At 66.9% G+C, this 27,000-nt stretch carries 27 protein-coding genes and 1 pseudogene; 11 read left to right on the top strand and 17 right to left on the bottom strand.

What is annotated here, in order from left to right; genetic code table 11:
* The first annotated feature begins 6 nt into the window (after positions 1-6).
* From F5544_RS08430 to F5544_RS08420, 3 genes are read left to right on the top strand one after another with little or no spacing between them, the layout of a single operon-like run.
* Positions 7-1,356 carry a cytochrome P450 gene (locus F5544_RS08430; protein WP_167472662.1) on the top strand — a complete coding sequence of 450 codons (1,350 nt, stop codon included), beginning with the start codon at positions 7-9 and terminating at the stop codon, positions 1,354-1,356.
* Positions 1,353-2,222 (top strand): SDR family NAD(P)-dependent oxidoreductase, encoded by an 870-nt coding sequence (locus tag F5544_RS08425; protein ID WP_167472661.1) that lies wholly within the window; start codon positions 1,353-1,355, stop codon positions 2,220-2,222. The genes F5544_RS08430 and F5544_RS08425 overlap by 4 nt, the downstream gene beginning before the upstream one ends.
* Positions 2,219-2,632 (top strand): SCP2 sterol-binding domain-containing protein, encoded by a 414-nt coding sequence (locus F5544_RS08420; RefSeq protein WP_167472660.1) that lies wholly within the window; start codon positions 2,219-2,221, stop codon positions 2,630-2,632. Before F5544_RS08425 ends, F5544_RS08420 begins: the two co-directional genes overlap by 4 nt.
* Positions 2,633-2,698: 66 nt before the next feature.
* On the opposite strand, the gene F5544_RS08415 is transcribed toward F5544_RS08420, so the two are convergent.
* Together F5544_RS08415 and hutC are read right to left on the bottom strand one after the other, a co-directional pair.
* Positions 2,699-3,838 carry a hypothetical protein gene (locus F5544_RS08415; protein WP_167472659.1) on the bottom strand — a complete coding sequence of 380 codons (1,140 nt, stop codon included), beginning with the start codon at positions 3,836-3,838 and terminating at the stop codon, positions 2,699-2,701.
* Between the two features lie 49 nt (positions 3,839-3,887).
* Positions 3,888-4,628: a histidine utilization repressor gene (hutC, locus tag F5544_RS08410; RefSeq protein WP_167472658.1), complete on the bottom strand. Its 741-nt coding sequence runs from the start codon at positions 4,626-4,628 to the stop codon at positions 3,888-3,890.
* Positions 4,629-4,810: 182 nt separating this feature from the next.
* On the opposite strand from hutC, the gene F5544_RS08405 reads away from it, so the two are divergent.
* A complete protein-coding gene (locus tag F5544_RS08405) occupies positions 4,811-6,259 on the top strand; it encodes a purine-cytosine permease family protein (RefSeq protein WP_167472657.1) in 1,449 nt (482 codons plus the stop codon).
* On the opposite strand, the gene F5544_RS08400 is transcribed toward F5544_RS08405, so the two are convergent.
* The 4 genes from F5544_RS08400 to F5544_RS08385 form a co-directional block, all read right to left on the bottom strand.
* Positions 6,252-6,743, bottom strand: a complete 492-nt coding sequence (locus F5544_RS08400) for a hypothetical protein (protein ID WP_167472656.1) — start codon at positions 6,741-6,743, stop codon at positions 6,252-6,254. The two genes, F5544_RS08405 and F5544_RS08400, sit on opposite strands and share 8 nt — an antisense overlap.
* A 51-nt stretch (positions 6,744-6,794) precedes the next feature.
* Positions 6,795-7,223, bottom strand: a complete 429-nt coding sequence (locus F5544_RS08395; protein ID WP_167472655.1) for a hypothetical protein — start codon at positions 7,221-7,223, stop codon at positions 6,795-6,797.
* Positions 7,224-7,452: 229 nt separating this feature from the next.
* Positions 7,453-8,766, bottom strand: a complete 1,314-nt coding sequence (locus F5544_RS08390; RefSeq protein ID WP_167472654.1) for a lipase family protein — start codon at positions 8,764-8,766, stop codon at positions 7,453-7,455.
* A gap of 97 nt (positions 8,767-8,863) precedes the next feature.
* A complete protein-coding gene (locus F5544_RS08385; RefSeq protein WP_238847154.1) occupies positions 8,864-10,018 on the bottom strand; it encodes an esterase/lipase family protein in 1,155 nt (384 codons plus the stop codon).
* A 260-nt stretch (positions 10,019-10,278) separates the two neighbouring features.
* On the opposite strand from F5544_RS08385, the gene F5544_RS08380 reads away from it, so the two are divergent.
* Complete coding sequence (locus tag F5544_RS08380) at positions 10,279-11,523, top strand: PucR family transcriptional regulator (RefSeq protein ID WP_167472653.1); 1,245 nt, start codon at positions 10,279-10,281, stop codon at positions 11,521-11,523.
* A gap of 5 nt (positions 11,524-11,528) precedes the next feature.
* On the opposite strand, the gene F5544_RS08375 is transcribed toward F5544_RS08380, so the two are convergent.
* The gene (locus F5544_RS08375; RefSeq protein ID WP_167472652.1) at positions 11,529-12,092 is read right to left on the bottom strand and encodes a phospholipase D-like domain-containing protein; all 564 of its coding nucleotides are present in this window, start codon (positions 12,090-12,092) and stop codon (positions 11,529-11,531) included.
* A 129-nt stretch (positions 12,093-12,221) separates the two neighbouring features.
* On the opposite strand from F5544_RS08375, the gene F5544_RS08370 reads away from it, so the two are divergent.
* A complete protein-coding gene (locus tag F5544_RS08370) occupies positions 12,222-12,707 on the top strand; it encodes a transglycosylase SLT domain-containing protein (protein ID WP_167472651.1) in 486 nt (161 codons plus the stop codon).
* Here the strand turns inward: F5544_RS08370 and F5544_RS08365 are convergent.
* The 6 genes from F5544_RS08365 to F5544_RS08340 all read right to left on the bottom strand — a co-directional run bounded on the left by F5544_RS08365 (position 12,704) and on the right by F5544_RS08340 (position 15,932).
* A complete protein-coding gene (locus F5544_RS08365; RefSeq protein WP_167472650.1) occupies positions 12,704-13,411 on the bottom strand; it encodes a hypothetical protein in 708 nt (235 codons plus the stop codon). The genes F5544_RS08370 and F5544_RS08365 overlap by 4 nt on opposite strands.
* Positions 13,412-13,520: 109 nt before the next feature.
* A complete protein-coding gene (locus F5544_RS08360) occupies positions 13,521-14,075 on the bottom strand; it encodes a hypothetical protein (protein ID WP_167472649.1) in 555 nt (184 codons plus the stop codon).
* Positions 14,072-14,524: a F0F1 ATP synthase subunit B gene (locus tag F5544_RS08355; protein WP_167472648.1), complete on the bottom strand. Its 453-nt coding sequence runs from the start codon at positions 14,522-14,524 to the stop codon at positions 14,072-14,074. The genes F5544_RS08360 and F5544_RS08355 overlap by 4 nt, the downstream gene beginning before the upstream one ends.
* Before the next feature lie 4 nt (positions 14,525-14,528).
* On the bottom strand, positions 14,529-14,789 hold the full coding sequence (gene atpE, locus F5544_RS08350; protein ID WP_167479065.1) for an ATP synthase F0 subunit C: 261 nt from the start codon (positions 14,787-14,789) through the stop codon (positions 14,529-14,531).
* Between the two features lie 49 nt (positions 14,790-14,838).
* Positions 14,839-15,582 (bottom strand): F0F1 ATP synthase subunit A, encoded by a 744-nt coding sequence (gene atpB, locus F5544_RS08345; protein WP_167472647.1) that lies wholly within the window; start codon positions 15,580-15,582, stop codon positions 14,839-14,841.
* Positions 15,579-15,932: a hypothetical protein gene (locus F5544_RS08340; protein ID WP_167472646.1), complete on the bottom strand. Its 354-nt coding sequence runs from the start codon at positions 15,930-15,932 to the stop codon at positions 15,579-15,581. Before F5544_RS08340 ends, atpB begins: the two co-directional genes overlap by 4 nt.
* A gap of 476 nt (positions 15,933-16,408) precedes the next feature.
* On the opposite strand from F5544_RS08340, the gene F5544_RS08335 reads away from it, so the two are divergent.
* The gene (locus F5544_RS08335; protein WP_167472645.1) at positions 16,409-17,302 is read left to right on the top strand and encodes an aromatic prenyltransferase; all 894 of its coding nucleotides are present in this window, start codon (positions 16,409-16,411) and stop codon (positions 17,300-17,302) included.
* Between the two features lie 33 nt (positions 17,303-17,335).
* Positions 17,336-18,220, top strand: coding sequence for a phosphotransferase enzyme family protein (locus F5544_RS08330; RefSeq protein WP_167472644.1), 885 nt, complete (start codon positions 17,336-17,338; stop codon positions 18,218-18,220).
* Here the strand turns inward: F5544_RS08330 and F5544_RS08325 are convergent, their stop codons facing one another.
* A complete protein-coding gene (locus F5544_RS08325) occupies positions 18,221-19,564 on the bottom strand; it encodes a S41 family peptidase (protein WP_167472643.1) in 1,344 nt (447 codons plus the stop codon).
* Positions 19,565-19,817: 253 nt separating this feature from the next.
* Here F5544_RS08325 and F5544_RS08320 point away from each other — a divergent pair, with 253 nt between their 5' ends.
* Entirely contained in the window at positions 19,818-22,244 is a 2,427-nt protein-coding gene (locus tag F5544_RS08320) for an MFS transporter (protein WP_167472642.1), read from the top strand.
* 11 nt (positions 22,245-22,255) lie between these two features.
* Here the strand turns inward: F5544_RS08320 and F5544_RS08315 are convergent, their stop codons facing one another.
* Complete coding sequence (locus tag F5544_RS08315; protein WP_167472641.1) at positions 22,256-23,086, bottom strand: DUF72 domain-containing protein; 831 nt, start codon at positions 23,084-23,086, stop codon at positions 22,256-22,258.
* A gap of 34 nt (positions 23,087-23,120) precedes the next feature.
* On the bottom strand, positions 23,121-23,456 hold the full coding sequence (locus F5544_RS08310; RefSeq protein ID WP_167472640.1) for a MerR family transcriptional regulator: 336 nt from the start codon (positions 23,454-23,456) through the stop codon (positions 23,121-23,123).
* Between the two features lie 1,045 nt (positions 23,457-24,501).
* On the opposite strand from F5544_RS08310, the gene F5544_RS08305 reads away from it, so the two are divergent.
* Entirely contained in the window at positions 24,502-24,711 is a 210-nt protein-coding gene (locus F5544_RS08305; protein WP_167472639.1) for a cold-shock protein, read from the top strand.
* 111 nt (positions 24,712-24,822) lie between these two features.
* Positions 24,823-26,051 (top strand): annotated as a pseudogene (locus F5544_RS47445) (alpha/beta hydrolase).
* A 5-nt stretch (positions 26,052-26,056) separates the two neighbouring features.
* Here the strand turns inward: F5544_RS47445 and F5544_RS08290 are convergent.
* A complete protein-coding gene (locus F5544_RS08290) occupies positions 26,057-26,944 on the bottom strand; it encodes a hypothetical protein (protein ID WP_238847153.1) in 888 nt (295 codons plus the stop codon).
* Between the last annotated feature and the right edge of the window lie 56 nt (positions 26,945-27,000).

Below are 27,000 nucleotides of genomic sequence, written 5' to 3'. Positions count from 1 at the left end.
CGAAATATGTTGATGGAACGAATCGAACCGGGGGGCGGCCGCGGTCTGGTCGCCCCGCCGGGGCCGTGGCTGCCGTGGCCGGTGCAGACCGCGATCTTCACCTGGTGGCGGCATCTGTGGGCGAAGAGCCTGCGGGAGAAGTACGGTGACGTGATCGCGCTCGATATCTACCCGTGGCGCAAGGTGATCCTGCTCTACGATCCCGCGCACATCGGGGCGATGTTCACCTCGCCGCCGTCGAGATTCAATGCCGGAGAAGGCAATCGGGTGATGTCGCCGGTGATGGGCGAGCAGTCGGTGTTCATGGCCGACGGTGCCGAACACCGGCGGCTGCGCAGGCTGATGGCGCCGCTGTTCGGCAAGACCGCGGTGCGCGGCTATCTGGAAACGGTGCAGGAGCTCACCGAGAAAGAGGTCGACACCTGGCCGCTGGCAACGACTTTCGAAAGCCATGACCGGATGCGCGAGCTCACCCTCGACATCATGTCGCGGGTCACCTTCGGCATGGCCGATGGGCGGATCTTCGACGAGTTGCGCGCGCAGCTCGGCAAGTTGCTCAGCATGGACCTGGCCGTGCTGATGGGCCTCAACGTGCCCGCCGCGCGCCGATACGGTCCGTGGCGGCGCGCGCTGGAGCTGCTGCACAGCATCGACGTGCTGATCTACGCGACGATCGAGGAACGCCGCGGCGTACCGGATCTCGCACAGCGCGACGATGTGCTCTCCCGCCTGCTCGTCGCGGGCGAGGGCGATGATCGGCTGAGCCCCAAGGAGATTCGCGATCAGGTGATCACGCTGCTGATCGCCGGTCACGAGACGACGGCCACCGGATTGGCTTGGGCGCTGCACGAATTGGCGCGCAACCCGCGGGTGGCCAAGGAGGCGACCAGGGCCGCGCTCACCGACGACACCGCGTATCTCGATGCGGTGGTGAAGGAATCGCTGCGGCAGCATCCGGTGATCTTCGAGGTCACCTGGACACTGACCGAGGATGTCGAGTTGGCCGGATTCCGGCTGCCCAAGGGCGCGACGCTGATGCCGATGATCGGCATCGTGCAGAACGATCCGGCCAATCATCCGGCGCCGGACGAATTCCGGCCGGAACGCTTTCTGGGCCCGGAGATTCCGCCGTCCACCTGGATTCCGTTCGGCGGCGGCGCACGCCGCTGCGTCGGGGCGAATTTCGCGATGATGGAGGCCGTCGAGGTGCTGCGGGTGTTGCTCTCGCGCCGCGCCATCACCACCGACCGGCGTAAACCGGAGGCGGCCAGCTCCAAGCACGTCGCCTTCGCGCCGGCCCGCGGGGCCAGGATCAGCGCACCGCCGCTGGCCGAGATAGACAGGGCGATGCGATGACCGAATTCCTCGGTAAGACGGTGGTGGTCACCGGTGCGGGCTCGGGCATCGGGCAGGCGCTGGCCAGACAGCTGGCCGCGTCCGGCGCGCGGCTGGCGCTGTCCGATATCGACCAGCCGGGCCTGACCGAAACGGTGCGCCAAGTGCGGGCATTGGACGCACAGGTGCACGGCGACGTCATCGATGTCGGTGACCGGAATCGAATGTTCGCCTACGCCAATGAGATTCGGTCCCGGTTCGATGCGGTGCACGTGGTGTTCAACAATGCGGGCACCACATTCACCGGATCGGTCGAGGAGTCGGATCTCGACGATTTCGAACGTGTGCTGCGGGTGAACTTCTGGGGTGTCGTCAACGGGACCAAGGCGTTCCTGCCGCACCTGATCGCCTCCGGCGCCGGACATGTCGTCAACGTCTCCAGCGTCTTCGGACTGGTCGGGTTTCCGGGTCAAAGCGCCTATACCGCATCGAAATTCGCGGTGCGCGGGTTCACCGAGGCGCTGCGGATGGAGTTGCGCGAGCAGCACCGGCCGGTCAAGGTCACCTGCGTGATACCCGGCGGGGTGAAGACGGGCATCGTCCGGAATTCGACCGCCGCGCGCGATATCGATGTCGACGCGCTGGTGGCGTCGTTCGACAAAGACCCAGGCGTTTCGGCGGTTTCGGCCGCGCGGACCATCCTCGCCGGTGTCCGCGCGGAACGCGGCCGCGTGCTCATCGGCCGCGACGCCTGGCTGCTCGAACTGGCGCACCGCCTGCTCGGGCCCGCCTATCAGCGGGTGGTCGGGCCGATCGGCGCGCGCTGGCTCGACGAGATACGCACGCCGCGGCAGGCGGCGCGCGTCACCCTCAGGGAGGTGAAATGAGCCCCGAGACAACGGAAGCCGAATTCGTCGAATTCGTGGCCAAGGCATCCGATGACGAACTGACCGAGCTGATGGTCGATCCGGCGCAACGCCAGGCGATCCTGGAGCGGATATTCGAACTCTGGTGCGCCAGCGTCAATGTCCGCAAGACCAAACGGGTGGACTCGGTGCTGCGCTGGCAGATCGGCGCGGCCCCGGATATCTGGGATATGCACGTCTCGCATGGGACATGCACCGCGACAACGGGTCCGGCGGGTCTGCCGCCCGATGTCACGGTCACCATCGACGATGTCTCCTTCCTGCGCGTCATCACCAGGCAGGCCAGTGGTTTACAGCTGCTGGCCACCGGCCGGATGGGGATTCGCGGGAGTATGTCCACCGCGCTGCGGATGGATGGCTGGTTCGACTGAGCCCGATGCACCGGCCCGGATGCGTTTTTGCGCAGTGCAACGCGTCCGGGCGGGCTGTCGGACGGTCTACTCGGTCGGCGGATACTGGATCCACAGTCGGCTCGCGGCCTGATCCGTTGTCGCCAGCAGCACCGCACCGCCCTGCACCCCATTGCCCTGCAGCGCACCGATTCTGGCCTCGGCGGCCCGCACCGGAAGGCGGATGTCGTCCCAATGGGTGCAGTCATAGTTCATCAAGGCCAGGTGAGCGGTGCCGTCGATCCGAATAACGGCCAGAACCGGCCCGATCGGTAGCCAATGGCGCGAGTCCGACATCAGTACCTGCGAAATATCAAGGCCGGCACCGTCCAACCCGGATACCGGAGCCGAATCCGTTGTCGGCCAACAGAGCGCATGCGGCCGGTCCCCTAACGTCTGACCGAGCAGTACACAGCGGTCAGGGTTACAACCAGCCCGCTGCGCGACCGCGCCGGAGCCCTGGAGCGCGATCCGCTGCCAGCTCGCACCATCCCGCGATGTCCAGGCCAGTGGCTCGAATTCGCCGTTGCGCTGGGTGTTTCCGACTACGAGGAAGCCGGGCGGTCCGGTGGTCACCCCCACCGCGGCCGTCTGCTCACCCACTGCCGAGGACAGCGCGGGATCGTCGGCCGAGCGCTGCCAGTTCGCGTTGTCGGGCGAGGTCCACACCGCCGCGCCGTACCGGTGGCTGCTGCCATCCCACTGGCCCACCAGCACCCCCGTGCCGCCGAGCGCGGCCGCGGCGCTCACCGCGATCGAGTGCGGTCCCCCGAAAAGCTCGAAGGCCTGCGGGAATTCGACGAGTTTCGTGGTGTCGCCGCCCCATACCGTCATGCGCGGATTGCTGTGCGCACCGCCGAAGGCCTGGCCCAGCACCGTGATTCGATCACCGACTCCGGCGGAGATCAGCTCCGTCTGAAAGGCATAGGGGCTGTGCGGTTCCACCGCGACCGAACGCCATTCGTGACCGTTCGATGTGGTCCACGCGGCGGGTGCCCTACCATCCGGCCCCGGCACCGAGCCGAGCACGAGCAGGCCACCGGCAATCGGCGTGAACGCCAATATCCGCGCATCCTTTGCGGGCAGCGGTAATTCGGCCCAGGGGCTGCCACCGGGGGGCTCGGCAGCCGTGCATGCGGTCAGGAATACGAGCAGCGCCGTGCAGACGACGGCCAGCGATCGGCCCATCCGCCAACTGTGCCAGAGCGGAACAAGTTTGCGGCCCGAATTGCCGGGTTCACACCTCGAACGCGCCCTCCAGCCTGCTGCGCGAACCCGGGTGCAGCAGCCGCGCCGAGCTCACCAGTGCCGCCGCAGACCAGGTGCGGCGGCAAATCAGCAGGCACGGCTCGGTGCGCCGGATGCGCAGCAGCGCACACTCTTCGGCGCTGCCCTGTACGGCCTCCACCACATGCTCGCCGCGGACCAGCGGCGCGACCTCGCTGAGGTACCGGTTCGGGGTGATCGCGGTGAAGTCCTGGTCCAAATAGCCGGGCGCAGCTTCGGGATTCACCAATCGGTCCTCCAGCTGAATGGGTGACTCGTCGTCGAAATGCACCAGCAGCGAATGGAATACGCGATCTGTGGGCCACTGTGCGGCATCGGCGGATTCGCTGCGCAGAAACACCACCTCGGTGCGGTGCCGGTGGCCGCGCCGCTGGATCTCGTCGGCGATATTGCGCACCTCGAACAGCGGTGAGGTCACCTTCGCGGGTGCGACGAACGTTCCGACACCCATATTCCGCACCACGACGCCCGCGGCGGTCAGCTCGCGGAAGGCGCGGTTGATGGTCATCCGGGAGATGCCGAGCGCGCGCACCATTTGCGGTTCGGAGGGCAGCTGATCGCCGGGGAGCCAGCGCCCGGCACCGATCTGGGTGCGGATCAGCCTTTTGATCCGCTCGTACGCGGGCGTCGATTCCGGGCCCGCGGCCGCGAACAGCTCGGCCAGGTCCGCATCGCTGGCGCATCGGTCCATGGCAACCGCCTCTCGCCTGTCTCGTGCCGCCTGTCGAGATTAGCGGTTGACAGCGACTTGTATATACAGGACTATGCATTTGGGTTGTTCCAGTGACCCGGAGCACAAGCGAGGGCGCAAAGCCGGGCTCTCCCGAAACCGCACTTCCGTAGCTGCTCTTCTCTCGACGGAAGGCGGAAACCGTGCCGCACAACGAGCCCGACGCGGGCCACACCATCGAACGCCGCACCATCGAGGTCATTCCCGACGCCGAGCGCCACGGCACCCCGCGCAGCCAGTTCACCCTCTGGTTCGGGGCGAATATGCAGATCACCGCCATCGTCGACGGCGCACTCGCGGTGGTCTTCGGCGCCGACGCGCTGTGGGCGATCATCGGCCTGCTCATCGGCAATGTCCTCGGCGGCATCGTGATGGCGCTGCACTCGGCGCAGGGGCCGCGCCTCGGCCTGCCCCAAATGATCTCCAGCCGGGCACAATTCGGCGTACTCGGCGCGGTAATACCGCTGCTGCTCGTCGTCGTGATGTATCTCGGCTTCGCCGCGACGGGCACCGTGCTGGCCGGGCAGGCGGTGAACAAGATCCTGCACATCGATAACGCGACCGTCGGCATCGTCGTATTCGGCGCGCTCACCGCGATTGTCGCGGTCACCGGCTATCGCCTGATCCACGTCGTCGGCCGGATCGCGACGGTGATCGGCATCCTCGGCTTCACCTACCTCACCATCCGGCTGTTCGTCGAATACGACGTGAGCGCGGTGGTCGGCGCGAAATCCTTCGACGCGGTCACCTTCGTGCTGGCCGTATCCCTCGGCGCCGGTTGGCAACTCACGTTCGGGCCGTACGTCGCCGACTATTCGCGCTACCTGCCGCGCTCGACCAGCGAGCGGGCCACGTTCTGGGCGACCTTCGCGGGCAGCGTGGTCGGATCGCAGTGGGCGATGTCGCTCGGCGCGCTAGTGGCGGCGGTCGCCGGAAAGAAATTCCTCGGCAACCAGGTCGGGTTCATCGGCGACCTGGCGGGCCCCGCGACGCTGGCGCTGCTGATCTACCTGGTGATCGTGGTCGGCAAGCTGACCATCAACTGCCTAAACGCATATGGCGGTTTCATGTCCATGCTCACCTCGGTCACCGCGTTCACCGGCCGGTCCCGCATCGGCACCGCGGCCCGCACCGCGTACATCGTCGGGTTCACCGCCGTATCCGTGCTCATCGCATTGGCCGCCAGCGCCGACTTCCTCGACAACTTCAAGAATTTCGTGCTGGTGCTGCTGACCGTGTTCACCCCGTGGAGCGCGATAAACCTGATCGACTACTACCTGATCTCCCGCGAACGCTTCGACATCCCAGCGCTTTACGACCCGAACGCGCGCTACGGGCGCTGGAATTACATCGCCCTGGCCTGCTATGTCGTCGGCATCCTGGCGCAGATCCCGTTCCTGGCGCAGAAGTTGTACACCGGGCCGGTCACCGATCTGCTCGGCGGCGCGGATATCTCCTGGATCGTCGGCATCGTCGTGACGGCCGCGATCTACTACCCGCTCGCCCGGCGCACCGCCAACCCGCCCGCCCGGATGATCTATCCGGCGGATCTCACCGAATCACCTGCCGGAGCGGGCATTCGACTCAGGTGAGGTTGCCCTCGTAGCACAGGCTCCCGGTGCGCCAGGTCGGCTCGGGACGTTCGGCGGCGGAGTCGAACGTCCACTGCCCGATGGGCGCCGCGGCCTTCCAGTAGATCGAATTGCCATGGGCCACGGCCTGATACACGTCCTCGGTACCCGCGATCAGCTGGCCACCGACGCAATAGTCGGTGTAGGCGGTGCCCGGTTGACGCGCGCCCGGGCTGAAAACCCCGGCGGGATTGCTGCGCGCGCCCGGATTGGGGACAGTACTCGCACCGGTCGCCCGTTCACCCTGGAACCAGTACGGGCCGCCGTTATCGATGCCGCAGCGGAAGTTCCAGCCGCCCGCGCGCACGGTGGTGCCCTGGCCGTAACCGGCCCCCGCCCAAAGGCAGTTCGCGGCAGCGGATTTCGGGTCCGGCTCGGCGACCGCGATGCCATCGGCCAAGCCGAGCATGCCGACGCCGATCGCGGCGACCGCAAGTGACTTCATCGTCATCTACTCCTGATCGTTCTTCGGGACAGGGATTTTCGCCGCGGCGGGTCAGCACCAGGTGGCGAGCGCCGGGCACACCGTCCAAGCGCCGCCATCCGGGCGCGGATTGGCCGTCCAGGTCTTGTCCGCGTTCGGATTCGTCGTGAGCATGTCGGCCCGCGGTCGCTGGTTCTCCCGAATGTGGTAGTCGCGCAGTGTATTTCGATGCTCCTGTTGGAGCAGCGGGTTCGAGTCGACGTGGTTGACGCCCATCGGGTCGCTCAGGTGCGCACTCCAATCCGTGAGCCCCGGATCGGTGCTCGAGGTATGAGACCGTGCCGACGATTCGGCGACGGAGATGCCCGCGGCGGCGACCGTGCCCGCGGTGAGCGCGCCGAGCAGCAGCGCGACCGCGGCGGCGCGGGTCGCCGTCCGGATCGAGCCGGATCGGGGGTGCGGTGGTGTGGCGGTTATGGGTCGGGGAAATCGTCGCGTCATGGGGCCCCTTTGCCTCGTTTTCGTCGACAGCGGCACGGACCCGCGCTCGGGCGCGGAGTCGCCGCCGCTCCGACGGCGCTGCCTAGAGCGCCGTCATCTACTGAGATCGATAGTAGATGAAGAATTCGCGACACCTGGATTTCAGTGACGGAAACCACGGGTTAACCCGAGCGAGGTCGATCAGATCGCGGTGATCAACCGGTCAAATTTACGCCCACACTCAGTAGCTTTATGGCCGCGAGACCCGGATCGTCCGCCCGAACAGCATGCGGGCGAGCAACCCGGCGAACCGCAGCTGCCCGAGCAATGCCCGCCTGCCGAACGTCACCGACCAGACCGTCTCGGTGCCGTGCGGCGCGGGCGGGCGCCCGGCGAAGCGGTCGGCGAGCCAATCCACCATCACCGGCAGCCCCAGGTATTGCAGCAGCAGGTGGGTGCTGAGCCGGTCCCGCAGATACCGGACCCGCGCGCCCGCGGCCCGGTACCGCTCGACGTGCGCGTCCACATCGGCGACGGCGATCACCTCGTCGTACACCCCCTGCAAGACGAGCATCGGCATACTCGGCGCGCAACCACCGGGCCGGATATCGTCGAGGATGGTGCACATGCCCGGTTCGGCCAACAGCGCGGCCAGCCCGGAACTGCTGTACCGGTTGATATCCCGGCGCGCGAATCGGTACAGCAGCGGAAAGGTCGCGGCCGATTCGATATCCCGCAGCCAGGTCAGGTATCGCATGTCGAGCGATTCCGTCAGCAGGCGGTCCAGATCCGGATACGCCTTGCGCAGCCCCGCGGTGAACACCGCGGCGAACCCGGCGAACATCGTCCCGTTCATCCGTACGAATGCCGCGGCCGGATCCCCCACCGGCGACGCGGCGACCGCGCCGACGATCCGCAGTTCCGGCGCGTACTCGTCGGCCATCTCCGCCGCCCACGCCGTGGCCAGGCCGCCGCCCGAATAACCCCACAGCGCAACGGATGTCGTCGCGCTCAGGCCGAGCGGCGCGAAGTTCAGGCAGGCCCTGATCCCGTCCAGCGCCCGATATCCGGGTTCCCTCGGCACCCCGAACCGCCCGCCGATCCCGCCGTGATCGGGCACCGAGACGGCCCAGCCGCGGGCCAGCGCACTGGCGATCAGCGGCAGCTCCAGCTGCGGGATCGAACCGAGCGCCCGCGCACCGCGACGCAGCGCGTACGACGGAAAGCATTTGGACGCAACGGCATCGATCGCACACTGGAACGAGACCAGCGGTCGCGGTTCGGCCGGATCCGCACCGGGCGGCAACAGTACCGTCGTCACCGATACCTCGGGCACACCGTGCAGATCACAGGTGCGGTAGAGCAGCTGCCAGGCCGGAATTCGCTGCGCGACAAGGCCGAACAGCGCCACCCGCACCCGGCGGACGCGAATCGTCGCACCCGGTGGCAAGTGCCGGATGCCCTCCGGCGGGTAGTAGAAGGGGTCGAACTCCGGCAATTGCGGCCGCCTGGACGCGATTTCCTCGACCGGCGGGACCGGCGCCACCTCGGATGCTGTGCCCATATTTCGAGTCAACGCGGCCTCCATCGCGAAAGGAATTGTCACCGAAGCCAATTCACCCGTTCCAGGTTCTCCGCTCCGTGCAGCGACAAACCTGTCGTCAGATGCTCCCGCCACCGCCGACGAACCACGGGTTGAAGGCGCAGTCCAGGGCCGGATACGCCGCCGGGTCCAGGGCGTGCAGCGTGATCGATGCCGCTCGCGGCGAGTACATGATCGTCAAATGGTCGGACATATCCTGCCCGCACCCGTCCTGCAAGGTGACGTTGTCCACGGTCGCGCCGGGACCGGCCTGCAGGAAGGTCCACTCGTACGGGTTCATCACCTCGTCGAAACGGGAGGCGACCGAGGTGTAGTCGACGCCGGAAACAGTGTCGCCCAAGGCATTCAAGCGCGAGTAGAACTCCGAGCCCACCGCCTGCTGCACATTCGCGTAGCCGATGACGGGTTGGTAGAAGCCCATGACATCGACGCCCAGGTTGTTGATGAGCCTGCCGAGCGTGGCGATACCGTCGAGCGTGGTGCCGTGGAAGGTCGCGCCGAAGCTGATCAGCTTGCCCACTTTCCCTTGTCCACCTTCGAATTTCAGATACTGATCGGCCACCGTGCCACCCTGGGAGTGCGCGACGATATCCACCGCGTCCGCGCCGGTGGACGCCAGCACGCGGTCGATGAAGCCGCCGACCTGGCGCGCCGAATCCTCGATCCGGCCGACTCCGTTGCGGCCCGGCAGGATCGGCCCGATCCCGCCGCCCTCCAACAGGCCCGAGCGGCCGTAATTGACCGCGAAGACGCAGTATCCGGCGCGCGCCAATCGCGGCGAAAGGTAGGCGAACGAGTCGTAGGCGTTGAGCCAGGTGCCGTGCAGCAGCACGACGGGGCGGGGATGTTCGGCGCTCGGCTTGCAGTCCCAGCGGTTCGCGCCCGGCGGCGCGGCGTCGGGATGGGTCAGGCCGTAACCGAAGGCCGCCAGGTAGGCCGACACCTCGGGTCCCTCGCCGATGGCGTCGGACGCCCGGCTGGTCGCGGCGCTGCCGGTGTCGACGATCGCCCTCGGCTGCCTGCCGTCCTGCGTCGCGGCCAGGCCCTGGTCCAGTTCGGCCGCGAGTCGTGTTGCGGCGGAATCGGTTTCCGCCGCAGACGGATCCGCTGCGGCGAAGCCGGTGCCGGACATCGCGATCAGCATCATCGCGGCCCCGATTCCCCCGTACCGGGCGACCGCACGAATTCGCCGACTGCGCTTCTTCGCAAACATTCCGCTCACAACCTTTGCCGTCGAGTGCTGCGGCATGGTGTCGAATAGCCTGGCACCGCAACATGTTTCCCAACTCACATCGCGAATCCGATGTGACGGCCGCCATATCGGGCCGCCGCTCGAATCTATTGCCCGGCCTGCCGGATCGTCACTGCACGTCGGAGAGTGATTTGCCGTCGCAACCTTGTTGTCGGCGACAAGATTTCGGCCGATCCGACGGTATTGTTGTCCGCCACCCGGTGGTCGGAAACAATCGGAGCATGTCCACCAGTCCGCCGCAGTTGACCGAGGACGCGCCACTTGTCGCCCGGTTGCTCACCCGGTGGCCGCAGATCGCCGAGCGGATGCTGGCCGCCGGCCTCGGCACCACCCAACCCACCGCCGACCTCCCGCAGGGACATTTCACCGCCGAGGTGCTGCCCGCGATCTACGCCTGCGGGCGCGCGGTGCTGCAGGCCATCGGCCAGCACCGGACGCTCACCAGGGCCGAGGTGGCGACCTTCGTGGTGCCGGTGGCCGAACGGCATGCCGAGGACCGCATTCCGCTGCCGCTGCTGCTGGAGGCCATTCACGGGTCCGCGCAATCGGTGCTCGCCGAGGCCGCGGCGCTCGCCGCCCCGGCCGAGCTGGACGAGCTGGTCACGGTCGGCAGCAGGCTGCTCGATCTGCTGCGCCAGATCACCATCACCGTGGTCGAAACCTATACCGACGTCGAACAATCCATCTACAACGTCGAGCGGGAGGCGCGCCGCGAGCTGTGCTCGGCGCTGCTGCGCGGCCTGCCCGCCGACGAGCTCGCCGCCCGCGCCGACACCACCCTCGCCGAGCGCTACACGGTGCTCGCGATCCGCACCGCGCCAACCGATCAGCCGAGCGCGGTCGCCAATCTCATTGCGCGGCGGCGCATCCGGATCCTGCAGCACTGCCTGGACGGTTTGACGAGCACCACCGCGCTGGCCACCTTCGACGGTTCGACCGGCATCGCCCTGCTACCCGCGGCGGCCGAATCCGATGCCGACGACACCCGCCACCGCGAATTGGCCGCCGAGCTGACCGGGCACTTCGGCGTCGACGTCTTCGTCGCCGAAAGCCGCTGGGTCGCTCGGGAATCCATTCCGGCCACCGCGCACGACGCGGCCGGACTCGCCGAACTGGCCCGCCTGGCCGGACGGCCCGCCGGCCTCTACCGGCTCGACGATCTGCTCCTGGAATACCAGCTCACCAGGCCGGGACCGGCCCGGGACAGGTTGGCGGAGCGGATCGCCCCGCTGCTATCCAGCCCGCATCTGATCGAGGCGCTCGACGCCCACCTGCGCCACGGCGCCGACCGCAAGTCCGCGGCCGCCGAAATCCATGTGCATCCCAACACTTTCAGCTACCGACTGCGCCGCGTCGCCGAGCTCACCGATCTCGACCCCACCGATCCGAGCGAATCCCGGCTGCTGGCGGCGGCTTTGACGATCCATCGCATCTACCCGGCTCCGGATGACGCCTCTCCGGCGTAGCGCCTTCAACCCGTCTCGGTCAGCGGCAGCGCGGCGGCGGTGTTCAGATCCGCGGGCGGCTGCGGCATCAGTTGCAGATCGCGCTCCTGCGTCCAGGCGTAGCGACGCAGCGTATTGAACTGCGCGACGAAGTGATCGCGCCAGTCGGCCGCCGCGAAATTCATCGCGGTATTCACCTGTAGCCAGCCGGTGCTACTGAAATTCACCGACCCTTCCCAGCATTGCGGACCAGCCGCGGTGTCGACGGCCAGCCCTTTACTGTGGCAGATATATCCGGCGCCGCTGGTGCTCGTCCCGATGGTGACCTCGATACCCGCCGCCACCAGCCGGGAAATGACCGGATGCTCCGCCTTTCCCGTCGATTGCGAATGATCCAGATATAGGTGCAGCCGCACCCCGCGCCCATGTGCGGCGATCAATTCGTCCACCGCCGTCGCCAAGGTGAAGCTGTAGGCGATGAGCCAGGTTTCGCCGGGCGCGGCCACCAATTCCAGGAATCGTCGTTCGGCCTCGTCATGGTCGTCGGGCATCAGATAGCAGGTCACGGAGCCATCGATGACGAAAGGCATGAGGCGCAGGGTAATCGATGGCGGACACGCCGGGTTGGTTCGCCATACCTTTCGATAACTAATGGTTTGCTGTCCTTCGCTCCTCATATTGGACAAATCCGCCATATGACGCGAAAGGCAAATTGATCCATGTCGCGCTCGAATCCGCCTCGCCGACGATCCGCCAGGATCGCCGTCGTCACGGCGCTGTTCGGCGCGCTCGCGATCGTTGCCGCGCCCGCGGCAAGCGCGGACGACGACCCGGATATCCCGGTCACACCCGCGTTCTCGGCGGTATTGCCTGGCCTGTCCGATATTCCGGGCCCCGGCTATTTTCTGCCGATTTTCGGCGCCGCACCGCGAACCCTGGCCCGACTCGTGGTTCCGGCCAGTCAATTTCCGTCGTTCGACAACATCATCACCAGGGAAAGCGGCTGGAACACATTCGCGATCAACCCGGTCAGCGGCGCATATGGCCTCGGCCAGGCCCTACCGCCGGAGAAGATGGCGTCACACGGGCCCGATTGGCGGATCAATCCACTGACCCAGATCCGCTGGGCATACGACTATATGAATCACCGATACGGCAGCCCCGACGCGGCCTGGGAATTCTGGCAGCAGCACCACTGGTATTAGATGGGCGTCGGCAGGTCGCCGGCGAGCAGCAACTGCGGCACCTGGGTGAAAGTCCACCGGTCCCCGGGTGAATTCCGGGTGAGCACGAATACCATATCGAAACGGTTGTCCGGCCAATTCGCGGGTGGCGTCGGATCGGCGGGGCCGAGCTGCGCGAGAATCGCCCCGATCTTCTCGTGCTGCCAGCTGATCAGGACCGGGCCCGCCGCGCCTGCCAGCCCTGCGACGAGTTCGGCCTCCTGCCCCTTGGTGTACTGCTGATTGGGCGTCAGCCCCAGCGCGGCGGCGAGCGGCGTGATCGTCTCCAACGGCCGTTTACTTCCGTCCCCGTTCGGACTGGACCCGAAAATCGTTGCCGGCCGGAACAAATGCGGCCGCAGCTCGGCGGGGGAACCGTCCGCCGCCCGCGGATCGAACAGCGCGGCCAGCCCACCCGCCCGATTCCAGCCGACGACCGTCAACGACTTGCCGTCCTTCTCCCCCGCCTCGGTAACACCGTACGGCGCACCGGATCCCGTCGGTTTCTCGCCGTGCCGGATGATCATCACCGTATTCGGCATCGCGCCGCCGTGCGCCGGGGGCGGTGCGGGCGCGGGCGTCGTCTTGTCGTGACTCTTCTTCTTGTCCGACCCACAGGCGTCGAGCAGCAGGGTCGAGGCCCCGGCGGCACCGAGCGCCAAGAGCGATCGTCGAGCAATCGGCATGTTGTCCACCGTAACCGACCAGCTCGGCCGCCGAGGCTATTATTCGGCAACCATTTGCTGGACCGCATTCGCCGCGGCACACCAGGTACCGCGGCGAAAGGTCGCTGCCTTACGGCATTACGAGATCGGCACGCACCTCCTCGCTATCGCTCGGACGGTGGTCCAGGGTGTCCAGGAACCGGTCGATGCTCGCCGCCCTGGCCGACGGTGCGGCGAGGCGCTGACGGACGAGATGTTCGGTGCGGTCCAATACCGCGGTCCGCATGGCGCTCTCGAGTTCCCGGGTCAGCTCGCGGCGCAGGCGGGACACCCGGTCGTGACCTTGGCGGCGAACCAGATCCGCCTCGTCGGCGGCCTGCGCGGCGAACCGGGCCGCGACGCGGTCGGCGGCGGCGAGCGCGTCCCGCCGCACCCGCTCGGCCGCTGCGGGAGCCCCGGTCGCCGATTCCGCCAAAGCCCGTTCCGCACTTGCCAATTCGAGCTTGGCCTGTTCGCTCTCGGCCAATTGGGTGCGAATCGTCGCCTGAGCCCGGGCCATCGCCGCCCGTGCGGGCGGTAGCACCCATTTCACGACGGCCAGCACGATCACCCCGAAGCCGAACAGCTGGCTGAGGAAAACCGGCCAGTCCCAGGTGATTTCGTAGAGCCCGTGCCGTTCGGTCATCGGTCCGCCACCACTCGGTCGGCCAGGCGCCGGGCCAACGGTTCGACCTCGGCGCGCAGTTCTTCCTCGGATCGCGCTGCCCGCGACCGCAATTCGACGGCCGTGCGGGCAACCATCTCGTCGGTCTCCGCCTGCGCGGCCAGCCGGGCCGCCGCGACCGCGGCCTGCCCCTCCAGCCGCGCCCGCCGCCGGATCTCGGCCGCCGTCACCCGTGCGTCCGCCAGCTCGGACCGATAGCGATCCTGCGCCGCCGCGGTCGATTCCGCGGCCCGCAGCCGGTCCGCGGCGGTCTCGGCGACCCGCGCCGCCCGATCCGCGAGCACCTTGCGGATCGGGGGCACGACGAACAACCAGATGACCGCGAGCACGATCAGGAAGAGCAGCAACTCGACGAGTATGGTCCCGTTCGGGATCAGGAAGTTCTGTCCCGCAAGGTTGTTCGTCGCCATGGTGCTACTTCCCGGGTGTCGCGAAGGCGAACAGTGCCATGAACGTCAGGTTGATGAAGTACACGGCGTCGACCAGACTGACCGACATCAGGAAGTTGCCGCGCAGTTTGCCTTCCGATTCCGGTTGCCGCGCAACGCCGTTGATGAGCGCCGAGGCGGCCATGCCGTTGCCGAAGCCGGCGCCGATCGCGCCGCCGACCATCATCAAACCGCCCGCGAGGAGTGCGGCCGCCTGGACGATCGCCGCCGAGGTGATATCCGTCATTGTCATCACTGCCTTTCTTCGTTGAAAAGGTGAACAGATCGGTTGCCGGTCAATGCTTTTCGTGCTCGAGCGCGGTGGATTGACCGAAGTAGAGGATGGTCAGCAGGGCGAAGATAAAGGCCTGGATGAGCCCGACGAACAGGTCGAACAATTTCCAGACGGCGTTGGGCCCCCAGCTGATCCAGGATGGCAGCAGGGTGATCACCGAGATCATCACGCCGCCCGCGAACATATTGCCGAACAGCCGCAGCGCGAGCGAGAGCGGTTTCGCGAACTCCTCGATGACGTTGATGAAAATCATCGGCCCCCAACCGGTATGGCCCTTGAGCAGCTGCTGGACGTGCCCGAACGGACCGCGCCGCACGATCCCGGCGCACTGGTAGCAGCCGAAGACGAACAGCGCCAGCGCGAAGGTGAAGTTGACGTCGGTGGCAGGCGGTTTGATCAGCTCACCGGACCCGTACTGGACCGGCAGCACCGACAACCAATTGGACAGCAGGATGAAGACGAACAGCGTCACCGCGAGCGGTAGCACATAGGGCGCGATCCGCAGTCCCACCGCGCTTTCCACCTGTCCGCGCAGCTGCACGGTGACCGTCTCGAAGAACAGCTGCACCCCGTTCGGCACGCCGCTGGTGAGCCGGGCGCGCAGGTAGAAGGCGAGTCCGAGCACGACCGCCGCGGCCACCGCGGTGGACAGGATGGTGTCGACATTGAAGTCCATGCCGAGCAGGTGGGTCGTTTGATGTTCGCCCACTTCGATTTTCGCGCCCGCGCGCACCTCGGCGCTCATGATCGCAGCCTGCGCGGCGCGGGCAGCCCCATGTGCAGCGCCATGATGACGTGAAATGCGGTGAGCCCGAAGAATATACCGATACCGTCGGGACGAACGAAGTAGCCGATCACCAACGAAATCACCGTTACCGCAAGCAATCTCAATGCCGAGGTGGCGGCCAACCGCGATCGGTCGAGATCACCGGATACGCCCCACCGGGTGATCAGCGCATTGCCGAATCCCAATATCAGTCCGGCACAAAGGAATCCACCCAACAGCGGCCGACCGATCGCTCCGGTGACCGCCGACGCCAGCAGCCCGAATACGGCGGCGGCAAGAACTGGACGTCGGTCCACACTGACCGGCATACCACTCTCCCATTCATTTTTGATGGTACATACATACCATAACAGCAACATCGCAGAACGTCGAAGTGCTGCGGCTGGACGTCTCGCCGCAGCCTGAACCAGCCCTGCGGCGCGCATGCGCGCGAAGGCTAGAACATCAAATGCAGCAAGGTTTTTGGGCGAAGGCCCGAGCTAGAACGAGAATATCCGGAAGAAGTTCCGTACCCCACGCGGCACGGGGACACCGGATTGCCCAAGATTGACTGCGAAGATCTCTGTGATCGTCATGTCGCCCTCCCATGGTGCGGCTCTGACAACACACACAGTATCTACTACAAACCGTAGTGTCCACTACTTCGGAGGTAATAACCAGAAGACGGAGGTCGGCCGGGTTTGGTCCGAGCGCCCAAACGTCCGTGCACGAAGAGTTATTCTGAGCCACGACATCGCTGTTACGGACCACAGCCCACACCTGCACGTGGGTATTCGAGGTGACCATGAGCACGCCCGGCGTGACGCTCGAGCAATTCCGGCACGATCTTCGCCGCTACGCGGACCTGGCCGAGGTCGAGTACGACTCCGCGGTCATGGACCCCATACTGGAGACGCTGGCCGACCTGTGGACCACCTCGGTGGTCGGCGTTCGAACCACAACGCATCCGGTGGCCGAGCGCGAGCTCAACGTGCGCATGATGCATTCCAACGCACCCGATCTGGTGCCGCGGCTGCGCAAAGCCGGACTGCTCACCTACACCGGCCACCCGATGGAACAGCTGCTCACAGCGGTCGGCGACGCGGTACCGGTGGCCTGGGGCGTTGACGTCTCGGTCACAAGCGGCGTGCAGAAGATTTGGACGGTCTTTCCCGAACTGGTTCCGGTGACGCGGATGCTCGAATTCCCGGGCATACCGGATAGCGCCCGCGCCCATGCCGCGCACCTCGACCGCTACGGCGGCGAAATCGGCATCATGGCAGTGGATTTCGCCAATCGAACGATGAACCTGTATTCGAAGGTGTTCCCGCCCGGCGAACTCCCCCCGGCCGAAATCTCCCGGATACTGGCCGATCTCGACTTCGTGCCCGCCTCCGAGGAGGAGTTGCGGCTGCTGACGGGCACCTTCAACCTCTACCGCACCTTCTCCTGGACCTCACCCCGCATGCGCCGCATCTGTTTTCCGCTGCGCTGCGATATCGACAACTTCCCGACACACCTGCACCCGGTGCTCGACAGATTCGTAAAAGGCGCACCGTATTCGGGACCGGGACGCCCGGAGGGTTTGGTGTTCTACGTCGCATACGGCCCCGACGACCGCTACTACAAGGTGCAGGTCGGATATACCGACGCCATCGGCGCGACCTATCCGGGCGGCACTGTCCCGCGGATGAAGTAAGCGATTCCGTTGCGCGACCACTAGTGTGGCCGGGTGGATCGCGAGGAGTATGACTGGCTGGAGCGGATACTTGCCCAGCCCATCGCCGAACGGGCCGCCGCGCCAGCGGGATTCCGGAATCGGACCGAACTCATCACCCTCACCGACGGTGCGCGCGTTGTGCTGCAACGCTATCGGAGCCGGGTGGATGCCGAACGCAGAGTCCGGGTGATGCTCGCGCTGCTGGATCCGGCCGCGCTGCGCGGTATCGCCATACCGCGGGTCCGGCACTTCGATCTCGACGCGGATCCGGCGTGGATCGTCTTCGACGCGCTGCCGGGCGTCCCGGTCTCGGTCAGCGATGAAATGGATTCCAGCAGTGTCGAATCCGCGCGGATGATGGGTGAACTGCTCGCCCGTTTCCGGCGGCTGCGCCCGGCCGGTCTCGGCATCGACGATCTGTGGGCCGATCCACGCAGGCTGGTGGCCCGGGCGAAAAATTGGGTGACACAACTGGATCCGGCGCTCACCGACGCCGAGCGGGCGGCGCTCGATCGGCTGCTGCACACCGTGCCCGACCTGTTCGCGAACCGCAAGATTCGACTGGCACACGGCGATTTCGCGCCGGACAACATGCTGACCGACGGCGCCGCGCTCACCGGCCTACTCGATTTCGAATCGGTGCGGCTGGCCGATCGACTACTCGACCCGGCCTGGTGGGCCTGGTCGGTCGGCCTCGCGGGCCCGCGTATCGACGACCCGGCCTGGCCGGAATTCTTGGTGAGCGCCGGTATCGATCCCGCGGAACCCGAACTACCGCAACGTGTTCACGCGCTACAGGTGCTGCGCGTGCTCGAATTGCTCACCGCGCGCGCCGATCTGGATCCCGCAGTGCTGGACAGCACGCGAAAGCGCCTGTCCCGATCGCTGACCGGCTGATCACGAGCCGAACCAGGCGACCGCCCGATCGAAGGCCGAATCCCGATCCTGCGCGAATTCCTCGTCGGTGAAGACGGGTTCGGCCAGCTCGGGCGGTATTCCGGTGCCGTCGAATGCGCGACCGTCCGCGGTCAGGAAGATCTCGTTGGGCAGCGCGAAGGCCCAATCGTCATGGCCCGCGCCAGGTAGCTTGCGCTCCAGCACATCCGAGAACACGCCCTGCGTCGGTTGGCCGATCCGCACCGTCTTGCCCGGCCGTCGCATCATTGCCTGGGTGAACGTTTCGCCCGCGCTCACGGTGGACCCGCCGGTGAGGATGGCGACCGGCCCGGTATAGCGCGTCCGGCCCGGTTCGACGGAGAAGGTGCGCGCATCGGTGCCCGCGGTCTTCTTCGTATAGGCGAAATACGCCCGGTCCGTGAGCCGTCCGGCCAATTGCAGGCCGAGGCTGTCCGCGCCGCCGCCGTTCACCCGCAGATCCAGGATCAGTCCGCGCATCCGGCCGAGCAGGCCGGGTGTGAGGATCGCGTCCATGGCCCGGTCCAATTCGGCGCTGTCGGCGGCAAAGGTGTGCGCGGCGGTATAGCCCGCGAAACCGGAGACGCGCAGATAGCCGTACTCCGGATGGCCGGGTAGCGTGGCGAACGCGATCCGGCCACCGGCGAATTCGGTGAACGGCTGATCGCCGAGGTCCCGGCGCCGAATGTGCTCACGCACCTTGGTATCCAGATCTCGGGTCGGCATCTCGGTGCCCGGCCTGACCATGGTGAACCTGCCGAGATCGCCCGCCGACACCATGACGTGCATATCGTTGAGCGGCGCGACCATATCCCGCAGCGCCGCGAACAGACCCGGATCGTCGGCGGTCACCGCGCGCTCCCGGAACCGATCCCGAACCTGCTGCCAGTCAACGCCTTTCATGGCGAAGAACGGATAGTGCTCCCGGAAGGTCTGCCAGAAGACGTCGAACGCCGGTGGCGGCGGCGCGTCGCACGCCTCGGGCAGCCTCGGCAACCGACGCAGCGCGAGGTCGCCTGGCGAACCGTCGACGTGCAGCAGCGCACGGTCCGGACCGGCACCCGGCCGCACCGTGTACACGTCGGAGCCGGGCAGCGTGAAGCGATGGTCCGGTCCGGTCCCGGCATCGCCCTTCAGGCAGCTGATCGACGTCACCTGATAGGTCTGCAAAAGGTCGCCGCGCACGTCGAGCACCGTGCCGTAGTCGGTGACCTCCCAAACTCCGTCCGGCGCACCGGAACCGGGATCTGCGGTGCCGCCGCAGGCCGTACCGGTCGCGAGCACCACGGCGAGGGTCGCCGCGATCCTGCTGTGCCGCATGCGCATTCGCCCAGCATCCGGCATCGGCGCCGCCCCGTCCATGGGGCTCGTACGGCCGAATGCGGTGGTGCCAACCCCACCGCCGGGTAACGGGCGGTCTGCCGTTAGCCTCGTTAAAGACGGCGGAAACCGTACCGGTAAGATCGCCGCCGTTGTAGCACGCTGAGATTCACCGTCAGTTCGACCGAGCAGTTTGTTTTGTGCCGCGCACCGCGCACGACATTGCCACCGTTGACCGATTCAGAATCAGGGCACATCCATGACGAATACGACCGCCCAGGCCCCGGCACCGGCGCCGGACCTGGTCGCCGGTGAGCGGGCGGCGCTGTCGCACCGGCAGATCCTCACCATCCTGTCCGGGCTGCTACTCGGCGTTTTCCTCGGCGCACTGGACCAGAACATTGTCAGCGTCGCGATCGTCCGAATCGCCAACAGCCTGCACGGATTCGACCAACAGGCATGGGCGACAACGGCTTACCTGATCACCGCGACGATCGCCACGCCGCTCTACGGCAAGCTCGCCGACATTTACGGGCGCAAACCCTGGTATCTCATCTCGATCGGGCTGTTCGTCATCGGATCGATCGCCTGCACCTTCGCGACATCGATGTACGAGCTGGCCGGATTCCGCGCCTTCCAGGGGCTCGGCGCCGGTGGGCTGATGTCGCTGGCGTTCACCATCATCGCCGATCTTGTTCCACCCCGCGAAACCGTGCGTTACCAGGGCGTTTTCATGATCGCATTCGGTAGCGCGACGGTGCTGGGGCCGGTGCTCGGCGGCCTGCTGTCGAACTACGACCGGCTCTGGGGGCTCGACGGCTGGCGCTGGGTGTTCCTGGTGAACGTGCCGATCGGGCTGGTGGCCCTGATCGTGGTCGCGCGGGTACTGAACGTGCCGCATCAGCGGCAGCGCCAGCACATCGACTGGCCGGGCGCGCTCGCGCTGACGATCTGCGTTGTGCCGCTGTTGATCATCGCCGAGCAGGGCCGGGATTGGGGCTGGCGGTCGGATCGCGCACTGCTCTGCTACGGGATCGCGGCCGGCGGGCTGGCGCTCTACCTGCTCGCCGAATTCCTGATGCGGGACGCGGCGCTGATCCCGCTGCGCCTGTTCCGGAATTCGACCTTCAGCGTCGCCATCGTCGGCGGATTCGTACTCGGCGTCGCCATGTTCGGCGCGATCGTCGTCGTGCCGCTGTATCTGCAAGTGGTGCGCGGATATTCGCCCACCCGGGCGGGTCTGCTGATGCTGCCGCTGGTGGTCGGCATCATGGCGGGCGCCCAATTGGGCGGAATGATCACCAAATTCAGCGGACGCTACAAGCTGCTCGCGGTATTCGGCTGCTTCGTCGTCGCGGCCGGATCGGTGCTGTTCGGCCGGGTGCACTACGACAGCCCGCTCTGGCATTCGCTGGTGTACCAGGGCGTGATCGGCGCCGGGCTCGGCGCGTGCATGCAGCCGCTGATCCTCGCGGCGCAGAACGCGTGCCCGCGCCGGGATATGGGCGTATCCACCGCGGCGGCAACGTTTTTCCGGCAGATGGGCGGCACGCTCGGTGTCGCGATCTTCCTCACCATCCTGTTCAACCTGTTGCCGCACAAGATCGTCGACGCGTTCGGCGGGCAGCTGCCGCCGGGACTCGACGCGACGCGGCTCGGCCAGTTGCAGAGCAATACCACTGGCATCGCCGACCTGCCCGCCGATCTGCGGGCGCCGATCCTGGTCGGATTCACCGATTCGATGGACTGGGTGTTCTATGCCGCGGCGGCCGTCGCCGTGCTGGCGGGTGCGGTGCTGCTGTTCATGAAAGAGATTCCGCTGGAAGACATTCCGGTCACCTTCGAGGGTGCGGAATGGAACGATGCCTTTGAACCTGAACCCGAAATATACAGCAGCGCAACCACTTCCGATGAGCACTCACTGACGGGCCGAATCCGGCACGCGGACGGCCGCGCGGTGCCGGGCGCGGCGCTCACCCTGATCGATAAACGCGGCCACCAGGTGGCCCGCGGGGCGGGCGATGCCGACGGCGAATACGCGATCGACGCGCCGGAGGCGGGCAGCTACGTGCTGATCGTGTCCGCGGGCGGCCATCAACCCGCCGCGATCAGCGTGGTCGCGGGGCCGTGGCCGCAGCGGCTCGACCTCACGCTCAGCGGGTCCGGCGAGGTATCCGGGGTCGTCAGGTCGGCGGTGAGCGGAAATCCGTTGCCCGGCGCCACCGTAACGCTCACCGATCCGCACGGCGAGGTGGTCGGCGCCGCGGTCACCACCGCCGACGGCGGCTACGCCTGCCACGGCGTGGTGTCGGGCACGTACACCATGGTCGCCGTCGCCGACCACATGCGCCCCGCCGCGACCACGCTCACCGTGACCGACAGCGGCCTGCTCCATCACGACATCGAACTGGAGCCGATGGCGGTACTCGCCGGAACGGCTTGGGCCGAGGGCAGATCCGTACCCGATGTGCAGATCATGCTGCTCGACGCGGTCGGCGACCTGACCGCGACCGCGCAAACCGACGACACCGGCCGCTATCTCGTCCCCGACCTGCCCGAGGGTGAGTACACCGTCGTCGCGCGCGGCTATCCGCCCGTCACCAGCCGCGTCACCGTATCCGGCGGCCGGGCCACCCACGACATCCGCCTGGGTTACGGGCTGGAGGAGTCGGCCGGGCGTGCATGATCGCGGGTTGATCAGAACAGCGTCATGGGTTCGGCCGGCGCCGGTTCGGGCAGCGGCGTCAGCTCCGGCACCCGCGCCCGCACCTCGTCGTGGAACCGGCGCGCCAGCTCCAGCGACGCGGCATTGTCGGGCGTGTGGATGAACATCGTCGGTGAGCGCCCCTCGCGCAGCCAGTCGGCGACGACATCGACCCACGGCCGCCACCCCGCGACGGTGCGCTCCTCGGCGTCGCGGCCATGGAATCGGACGATCGGGTGTTCGGTGAGCGCGACGGTGCGCCGCGGCACCCTCGGCTTCTTCGACCATGCCTCGCGCTCGGCGGGCGAAATCGGCGCACCGTCGAAAAGCAGTGTGGTGTCGAAGGTTATCCATTCACCGCCGACCCGGCCGAGCACGCTCTCCAGCTGCCGCGCCGCCCGCTCGTCCTCGAAGAACGCCCGGTGCCGCACCTCCACCGCGGGCCGGTAGGTGCGGGGCAGCCCGCGCAGGAAGGCGGCGAGCACGCCCAGATCGGTCGGGCCGAACGAGGCGGGCAGTTGCGCCCACAGCGCGTGCAGCCGCGGGCCGAGCGGTTCGACCGCGTCGAGGAAGGCACCGAGTTCGGCGTCGGCCCCCGACATCCTTCGCTCATGGGTGACCGTCTTCGGCAGCTTCATCATGAAGCGGAAATCCGAATCGGTTTGCCGCGCCCAGGATTCGACGGTGCGCCGGGCGGGCGTCGCGTAGAACGTCGTATTGCCCTCCACCGCCGTGCACCGGTCCGCATAGGACCGCAACCGCTCGCTGGGCGCCTGCTGCCAGGCCGGGTGCGTCCACATCGCACATCCCACGTGAAGCCGCATATCGCCGACGCTAGCGCACCGCCCCGACCGCACCTCACCCCTGCCCGCGCAGCTCCGCGTTGTGATCGCGCAGCCGGACATTGTCGGCGTGCAGCTCGGCGTTGTCGTCCTCCAGCGCGAGGATGCGGCCGATGCCCGCCAAATTCACTCCGGCCGCGACGAGTTCGGCTATGCGGCGCAACCGCGTGAGATCGTCGCTGCTGTAGCGACGCGTACCGCCCGCGCTGCGGGTCGGGTTGAGCAGCCCGTGCCGCTCGTAGAGGCGCAGCGTCTGCACCCCGACACCGGAGAGTCCGGCGGCCACCGAGATCCCGTACACCCCTTCGCCGGGGTCCGGGTGCCGTGGCGAACCGGCCTGGTCACGGCTCATCGCATTCTCACTTCCCGCATCTAGCAAAGATTACCTGCCCAACCCACTTGCGATCTCCTATAGGTAGTGATATAAGAAATGTGTGTCCGATGACATAGATTATCTGACACCAGTCGAACCCGATACGAGTGAGTTGGAGGTGGCGACCATGCTGAGGCATTCCGATTCGTTCCGTAGTCCTTTCCGGCGCACGCCGCCTCCCTGCCGCACGGAACGGCTCGACATCCGCGTCTGATCCACGGAACCAACACTTTTCGCGAAGGAAGTGTCGGATATGTCCACCGGAGAGATCAGGCCGCTCGCGGTGCTCGACCCGCCCGAGGTCACCGAGCTGTATGCCGAAATCGACGAGATCCTTTGCGCGGCAATGACCGTATGCCGAGCGCGACGGTCACCGCCACTGCGCACCGGTACGTCGCGGCAACCGGCGACCGGACCGACCGAGGGCGCGCTACCAACACCCGGCCGGCAACCGGCGTTACCGGTCATGGCCACCGAACGCGCACCTCCGCGAGCCGGAGGCAGCGGTCGCATGAATCGAAACTTAGTGCAGTGCAGTTGATTTCACATGAAGGGCAGGTGATGCCAGTCCATGCTCGAATCCACGCGACAGCGTGCGGGGAACGGCCAGATCAGGCGCATCGAATGAACCGGAGACCAGCGCACTGCCACACGATGTGGCGTCGGAACCGGCCACCGCATCGCTGAAGCGGGTGACCCCACGAACAAAGTCACATCTTCCTCCCTTTCCACCGCGAGCACGGTGCTCCCCCTCGTGCTCGCGGTGCTTCATGCTCGCGTCACCAACCGCAGAGAGTCACGTCATGCCCATTGCCGAACAGCACCCACTGTCGACCTCCGCGCGCAGCACGCTCCCGCAGCCCGACAGCGCGGACGAACCCATCCGATGGCCCGATCCCAGCCCGCTCGCGAGATGGTGGCAACAGGTGATGTCCCCCGATACCGAACCCACCCCGGCCGCAACTTCCGCATGACGCCTGCCGCGCCTTCCACAACCACGCCCGACGCTGCACACTCCAGTGCTATGACGACACCGTGGCACCGGGGGACGGTGCGCTGGTTCGACACCGAAAAGGGTTTCGGTTTCATCGATCCCGACGAACCCATCGGCCAGGTATTCGTCGATTACACCGCCATCGTCACGCCGGGATACAAAACACTTACCGCCGGACAGCGCGTCGAGTTCGTCTACGAACAGAAACCGCGCGGACTGGAGGCCACCGCCGTGCGCTGATTCACCCGCCGGGCGGTCACTTACACCTGGTAGCACACACCATACGGTCGGTACCCTTGCGCCATCGCGTCGGATAGTTCGAGTTCCACCAGGCGAAGGGCAGCAATCCGGATGAGCACCGAGCAAACGACCGAAACTGAGCGAGGCCCCTGGATCCGCGTGGCCAGGGCCGTGCTACTGCTGGCCGCCGTATTGCTGGGGCTGTTCGTGCTGATCGGCCAGCTGCTCGCGGTGATTCCGGTCTCCTGGACCATGCCCGCACTGCGGCACACTTTCCCGCAGACGACCATCCTGATGATCGATTCGCTGCGCGACGGTCTCGGCTCGTGGATCGTGCCGCTCGCACTTATCAGCGTGCTCGTCGCGCTGTTCGCGCTGCGCCTGGGCGACCGGAAGCGGCTCGCGGGCGCGGTGACCGGCCTCGCCGCGCTCGCGCTGACGCTGTCGCTGGTGACCAGCGCCGTGCTCGCGTTCTCGGTGCACAACGCCACCGGCAGCTGGGTCGCGTTCGCACCGGCCGCGCCGTTCCGGCAGACCGGTAAGCCGCCGACGCACACCGTCACCTACGCGACGCTGGACGGCGAGCCGATGCGCGCCGACCTCTACCTCCCCGAAAACGGCTCCGCCGCACCGCTGGTGGTGAGCATCCACGGCGGCGCGTTCATCATGGGCAGCCGCGGCACGAACCCGTACACCACCTGGCTGGCCCAGCAGGGCTACGCCGTCCTCGATGTCGATTACCGCCTGGCCGACGGTCAACACCACCGGTGGGATACCGAGGAGGGCGATGTCGGCTGCGCGCTGACCTGGGCGAGCGCCCACGCCCCGAATACCGCCTCGACCTGAGCCGGGTCGCCACGCTCGGCGGCTCGGCGGGCGGCAACCTGGCCGTCAATGTGGCCAACAAGATCAATTCCGGTGCGCTGCAACCCACCTGCGGCACCGCCGCCGAACTGCCGCGCATTCGCGCCGTGATCGCGCTCTACCCGGCGGTCGACCTCACCGCGTCGGGCACCGAGACCGCGGTGGGCGTCGACGCGGCCCGAAAGTACGTCGGCGGACCGCCCGCGCAATACGCCGACCGCTACGCCGCCGTGAACTCCGACCCCTACATCACCAAGAATTCCCCGCCGACCCTGATCGTCCAGGGCGGCGGCGACCATCTGGTGCTCGCCGACCACACTGCCGCGTACGCCGACAAGCTGAGCGCGGCAGGCGTGCCGAACCGCTACGTCGAATTGCCGTTCCTCGACCACGGTTTCGGCGGTGTCTCGCTGGACACCGGCGCCCATGTCCTGCGCGAACTCGGTCTGCCGTGGTTGCGGCAGTATCTGTCCTAGAGGCACTAGATACTTTCCAGGGCGTTCAGCAGGCTGTGGAAGTCGTCGGTCGGCACCATGGTGATGCCGTCCTCGTTGCTGAACGTGGTGGCGGCCAATTGCACCCGCCCGTGCCAGTGATAGACGAATTGGCTTACCGGCCAAGGCTGTTCGGCATAGCCGTGGACGGCGAGGCGGGCCAGGATCACCGCGGCGCGCAGCACGTCCAGATCGTTGATCGGATAGGTGTAGAGAAAGCGCTTGGACGGGATGATCAGCAGCGCCCCCGCCCGCCCGGTCACCGGGTATTCCGCCAGCCAGAGTGCGTGCGCGGTCGTGTATTCCGGGCCGAACAGGATGGAGAACGGCAGCCCGGCCGCCATCGGATCGTCGAATTCGGTGGTGAGGGTGTCCAGCGGTCCGTCGGCCCTGACATTGCGTTCGGCCAGCTCGAACAGGTCGCGCTCGCTGATCGGCCAGTCGCGCAGCATGTCGTAGGTCACCGTGCGCACGGCGTGCACGTTGTCGAGCACGATGCGCTGGGTCAGGCCCGGTGCGACGAACCGGCGGACCGCGCCGCCCGCGGCGGCCGTGCTCGGATACAACCGGGTGCGCACCAGCCCGCGGACATCGCCGAATTCGCGGAAGTCGAACGGATTGCGCTGTTCCAGCTCGAAGCTGGCGATGCCGGTACTCAGATGGTCGGCCACCATGGCCCGCCACTCGTCGCGCGGCTCGCGGGCGATCAACCTGCGCAGGTTCACCAGCGACATGGCGAAGCTCGCGCCACTGTGCGTCAGGACCAATTCGTCGCTGGCGAGCACCCGGCACGAATATCCGTGCCGCCGCGCCTCTTCCGCGATCATGGCCAGTAACGGATCCGCGCCGCCCATGGCCTGCCCCTCTCGCCACATCTCGGGAAAACAAGTGTAGTGACCTACGCCACCGAACGGGATCGGGAATACCCCAA

Source organism: Nocardia arthritidis, from assembly GCF_011801145.1.
GTDB lineage: Bacteria > Actinomycetota > Actinomycetes > Mycobacteriales > Mycobacteriaceae > Nocardia > Nocardia arthritidis_A.
The sequence above is the reverse complement of the archived record's forward strand: the minus strand, read 5'-3'. Positions and strand labels throughout refer to the sequence as shown.

Excerpts from the sequence above, each read along its gene's own strand:
- F5544_RS08430 (WP_167472662.1), top strand. The coding sequence starts at position 7 with ATGTTGATGGAACGAATCGAACCGGGGGGCGGCCGCGGTCTGGTCGCC.
- F5544_RS08425 (WP_167472661.1), top strand. The coding sequence starts at position 1,353 with ATGACCGAATTCCTCGGTAAGACGGTGGTGGTCACCGGTGCGGGCTCG.
- F5544_RS08420 (WP_167472660.1), top strand. The coding sequence starts at position 2,219 with ATGAGCCCCGAGACAACGGAAGCCGAATTCGTCGAATTCGTGGCCAAG.
- F5544_RS08415 (WP_167472659.1), bottom strand. The coding sequence starts at position 3,838 with ATGGGCCGATCGCTGGCCGTCGTCTGCACGGCGCTGCTCGTATTCCTG.
- hutC (WP_167472658.1), bottom strand. The coding sequence starts at position 4,628 with ATGGACCGATGCGCCAGCGATGCGGACCTGGCCGAGCTGTTCGCGGCC.
- F5544_RS08400 (WP_167472656.1), bottom strand. The coding sequence starts at position 6,743 with ATGAAGTCACTTGCGGTCGCCGCGATCGGCGTCGGCATGCTCGGCTTG.
- F5544_RS08395 (WP_167472655.1), bottom strand. The coding sequence starts at position 7,223 with ATGACGCGACGATTTCCCCGACCCATAACCGCCACACCACCGCACCCC.
- F5544_RS08390 (WP_167472654.1), bottom strand. The coding sequence starts at position 8,766 with ATGGGCACAGCATCCGAGGTGGCGCCGGTCCCGCCGGTCGAGGAAATC.
- F5544_RS08385 (WP_238847154.1), bottom strand. The coding sequence starts at position 10,018 with ATGTTTGCGAAGAAGCGCAGTCGGCGAATTCGTGCGGTCGCCCGGTAC.
- F5544_RS08380 (WP_167472653.1), top strand. The coding sequence starts at position 10,279 with ATGTCCACCAGTCCGCCGCAGTTGACCGAGGACGCGCCACTTGTCGCC.
- F5544_RS08375 (WP_167472652.1), bottom strand. The coding sequence starts at position 12,092 with ATGCCTTTCGTCATCGATGGCTCCGTGACCTGCTATCTGATGCCCGAC.
- F5544_RS08370 (WP_167472651.1), top strand. The coding sequence starts at position 12,222 with ATGTCGCGCTCGAATCCGCCTCGCCGACGATCCGCCAGGATCGCCGTC.
- F5544_RS08365 (WP_167472650.1), bottom strand. The coding sequence starts at position 13,411 with ATGCCGATTGCTCGACGATCGCTCTTGGCGCTCGGTGCCGCCGGGGCC.
- F5544_RS08360 (WP_167472649.1), bottom strand. The coding sequence starts at position 14,075 with ATGACCGAACGGCACGGGCTCTACGAAATCACCTGGGACTGGCCGGTT.
- F5544_RS08355 (WP_167472648.1), bottom strand. The coding sequence starts at position 14,524 with ATGGCGACGAACAACCTTGCGGGACAGAACTTCCTGATCCCGAACGGG.
- atpE (WP_167479065.1), bottom strand. The coding sequence starts at position 14,789 with ATGACGGATATCACCTCGGCGGCGATCGTCCAGGCGGCCGCACTCCTC.
- atpB (WP_167472647.1), bottom strand. The coding sequence starts at position 15,582 with ATGAGCGCCGAGGTGCGCGCGGGCGCGAAAATCGAAGTGGGCGAACAT.
- F5544_RS08340 (WP_167472646.1), bottom strand. The coding sequence starts at position 15,932 with ATGCCGGTCAGTGTGGACCGACGTCCAGTTCTTGCCGCCGCCGTATTC.
- F5544_RS08335 (WP_167472645.1), top strand. The coding sequence starts at position 16,409 with ATGAGCACGCCCGGCGTGACGCTCGAGCAATTCCGGCACGATCTTCGC.
- F5544_RS08325 (WP_167472643.1), bottom strand. The coding sequence starts at position 19,564 with ATGCGCATGCGGCACAGCAGGATCGCGGCGACCCTCGCCGTGGTGCTC.
- F5544_RS08320 (WP_167472642.1), top strand. The coding sequence starts at position 19,818 with ATGACGAATACGACCGCCCAGGCCCCGGCACCGGCGCCGGACCTGGTC.
- F5544_RS08315 (WP_167472641.1), bottom strand. The coding sequence starts at position 23,086 with ATGCGGCTTCACGTGGGATGTGCGATGTGGACGCACCCGGCCTGGCAG.
- F5544_RS08310 (WP_167472640.1), bottom strand. The coding sequence starts at position 23,456 with ATGAGCCGTGACCAGGCCGGTTCGCCACGGCACCCGGACCCCGGCGAA.
- F5544_RS08305 (WP_167472639.1), top strand. The coding sequence starts at position 24,502 with ATGACGACACCGTGGCACCGGGGGACGGTGCGCTGGTTCGACACCGAA.
- F5544_RS08290 (WP_238847153.1), bottom strand. The coding sequence starts at position 26,944 with ATGTGGCGAGAGGGGCAGGCCATGGGCGGCGCGGATCCGTTACTGGCC.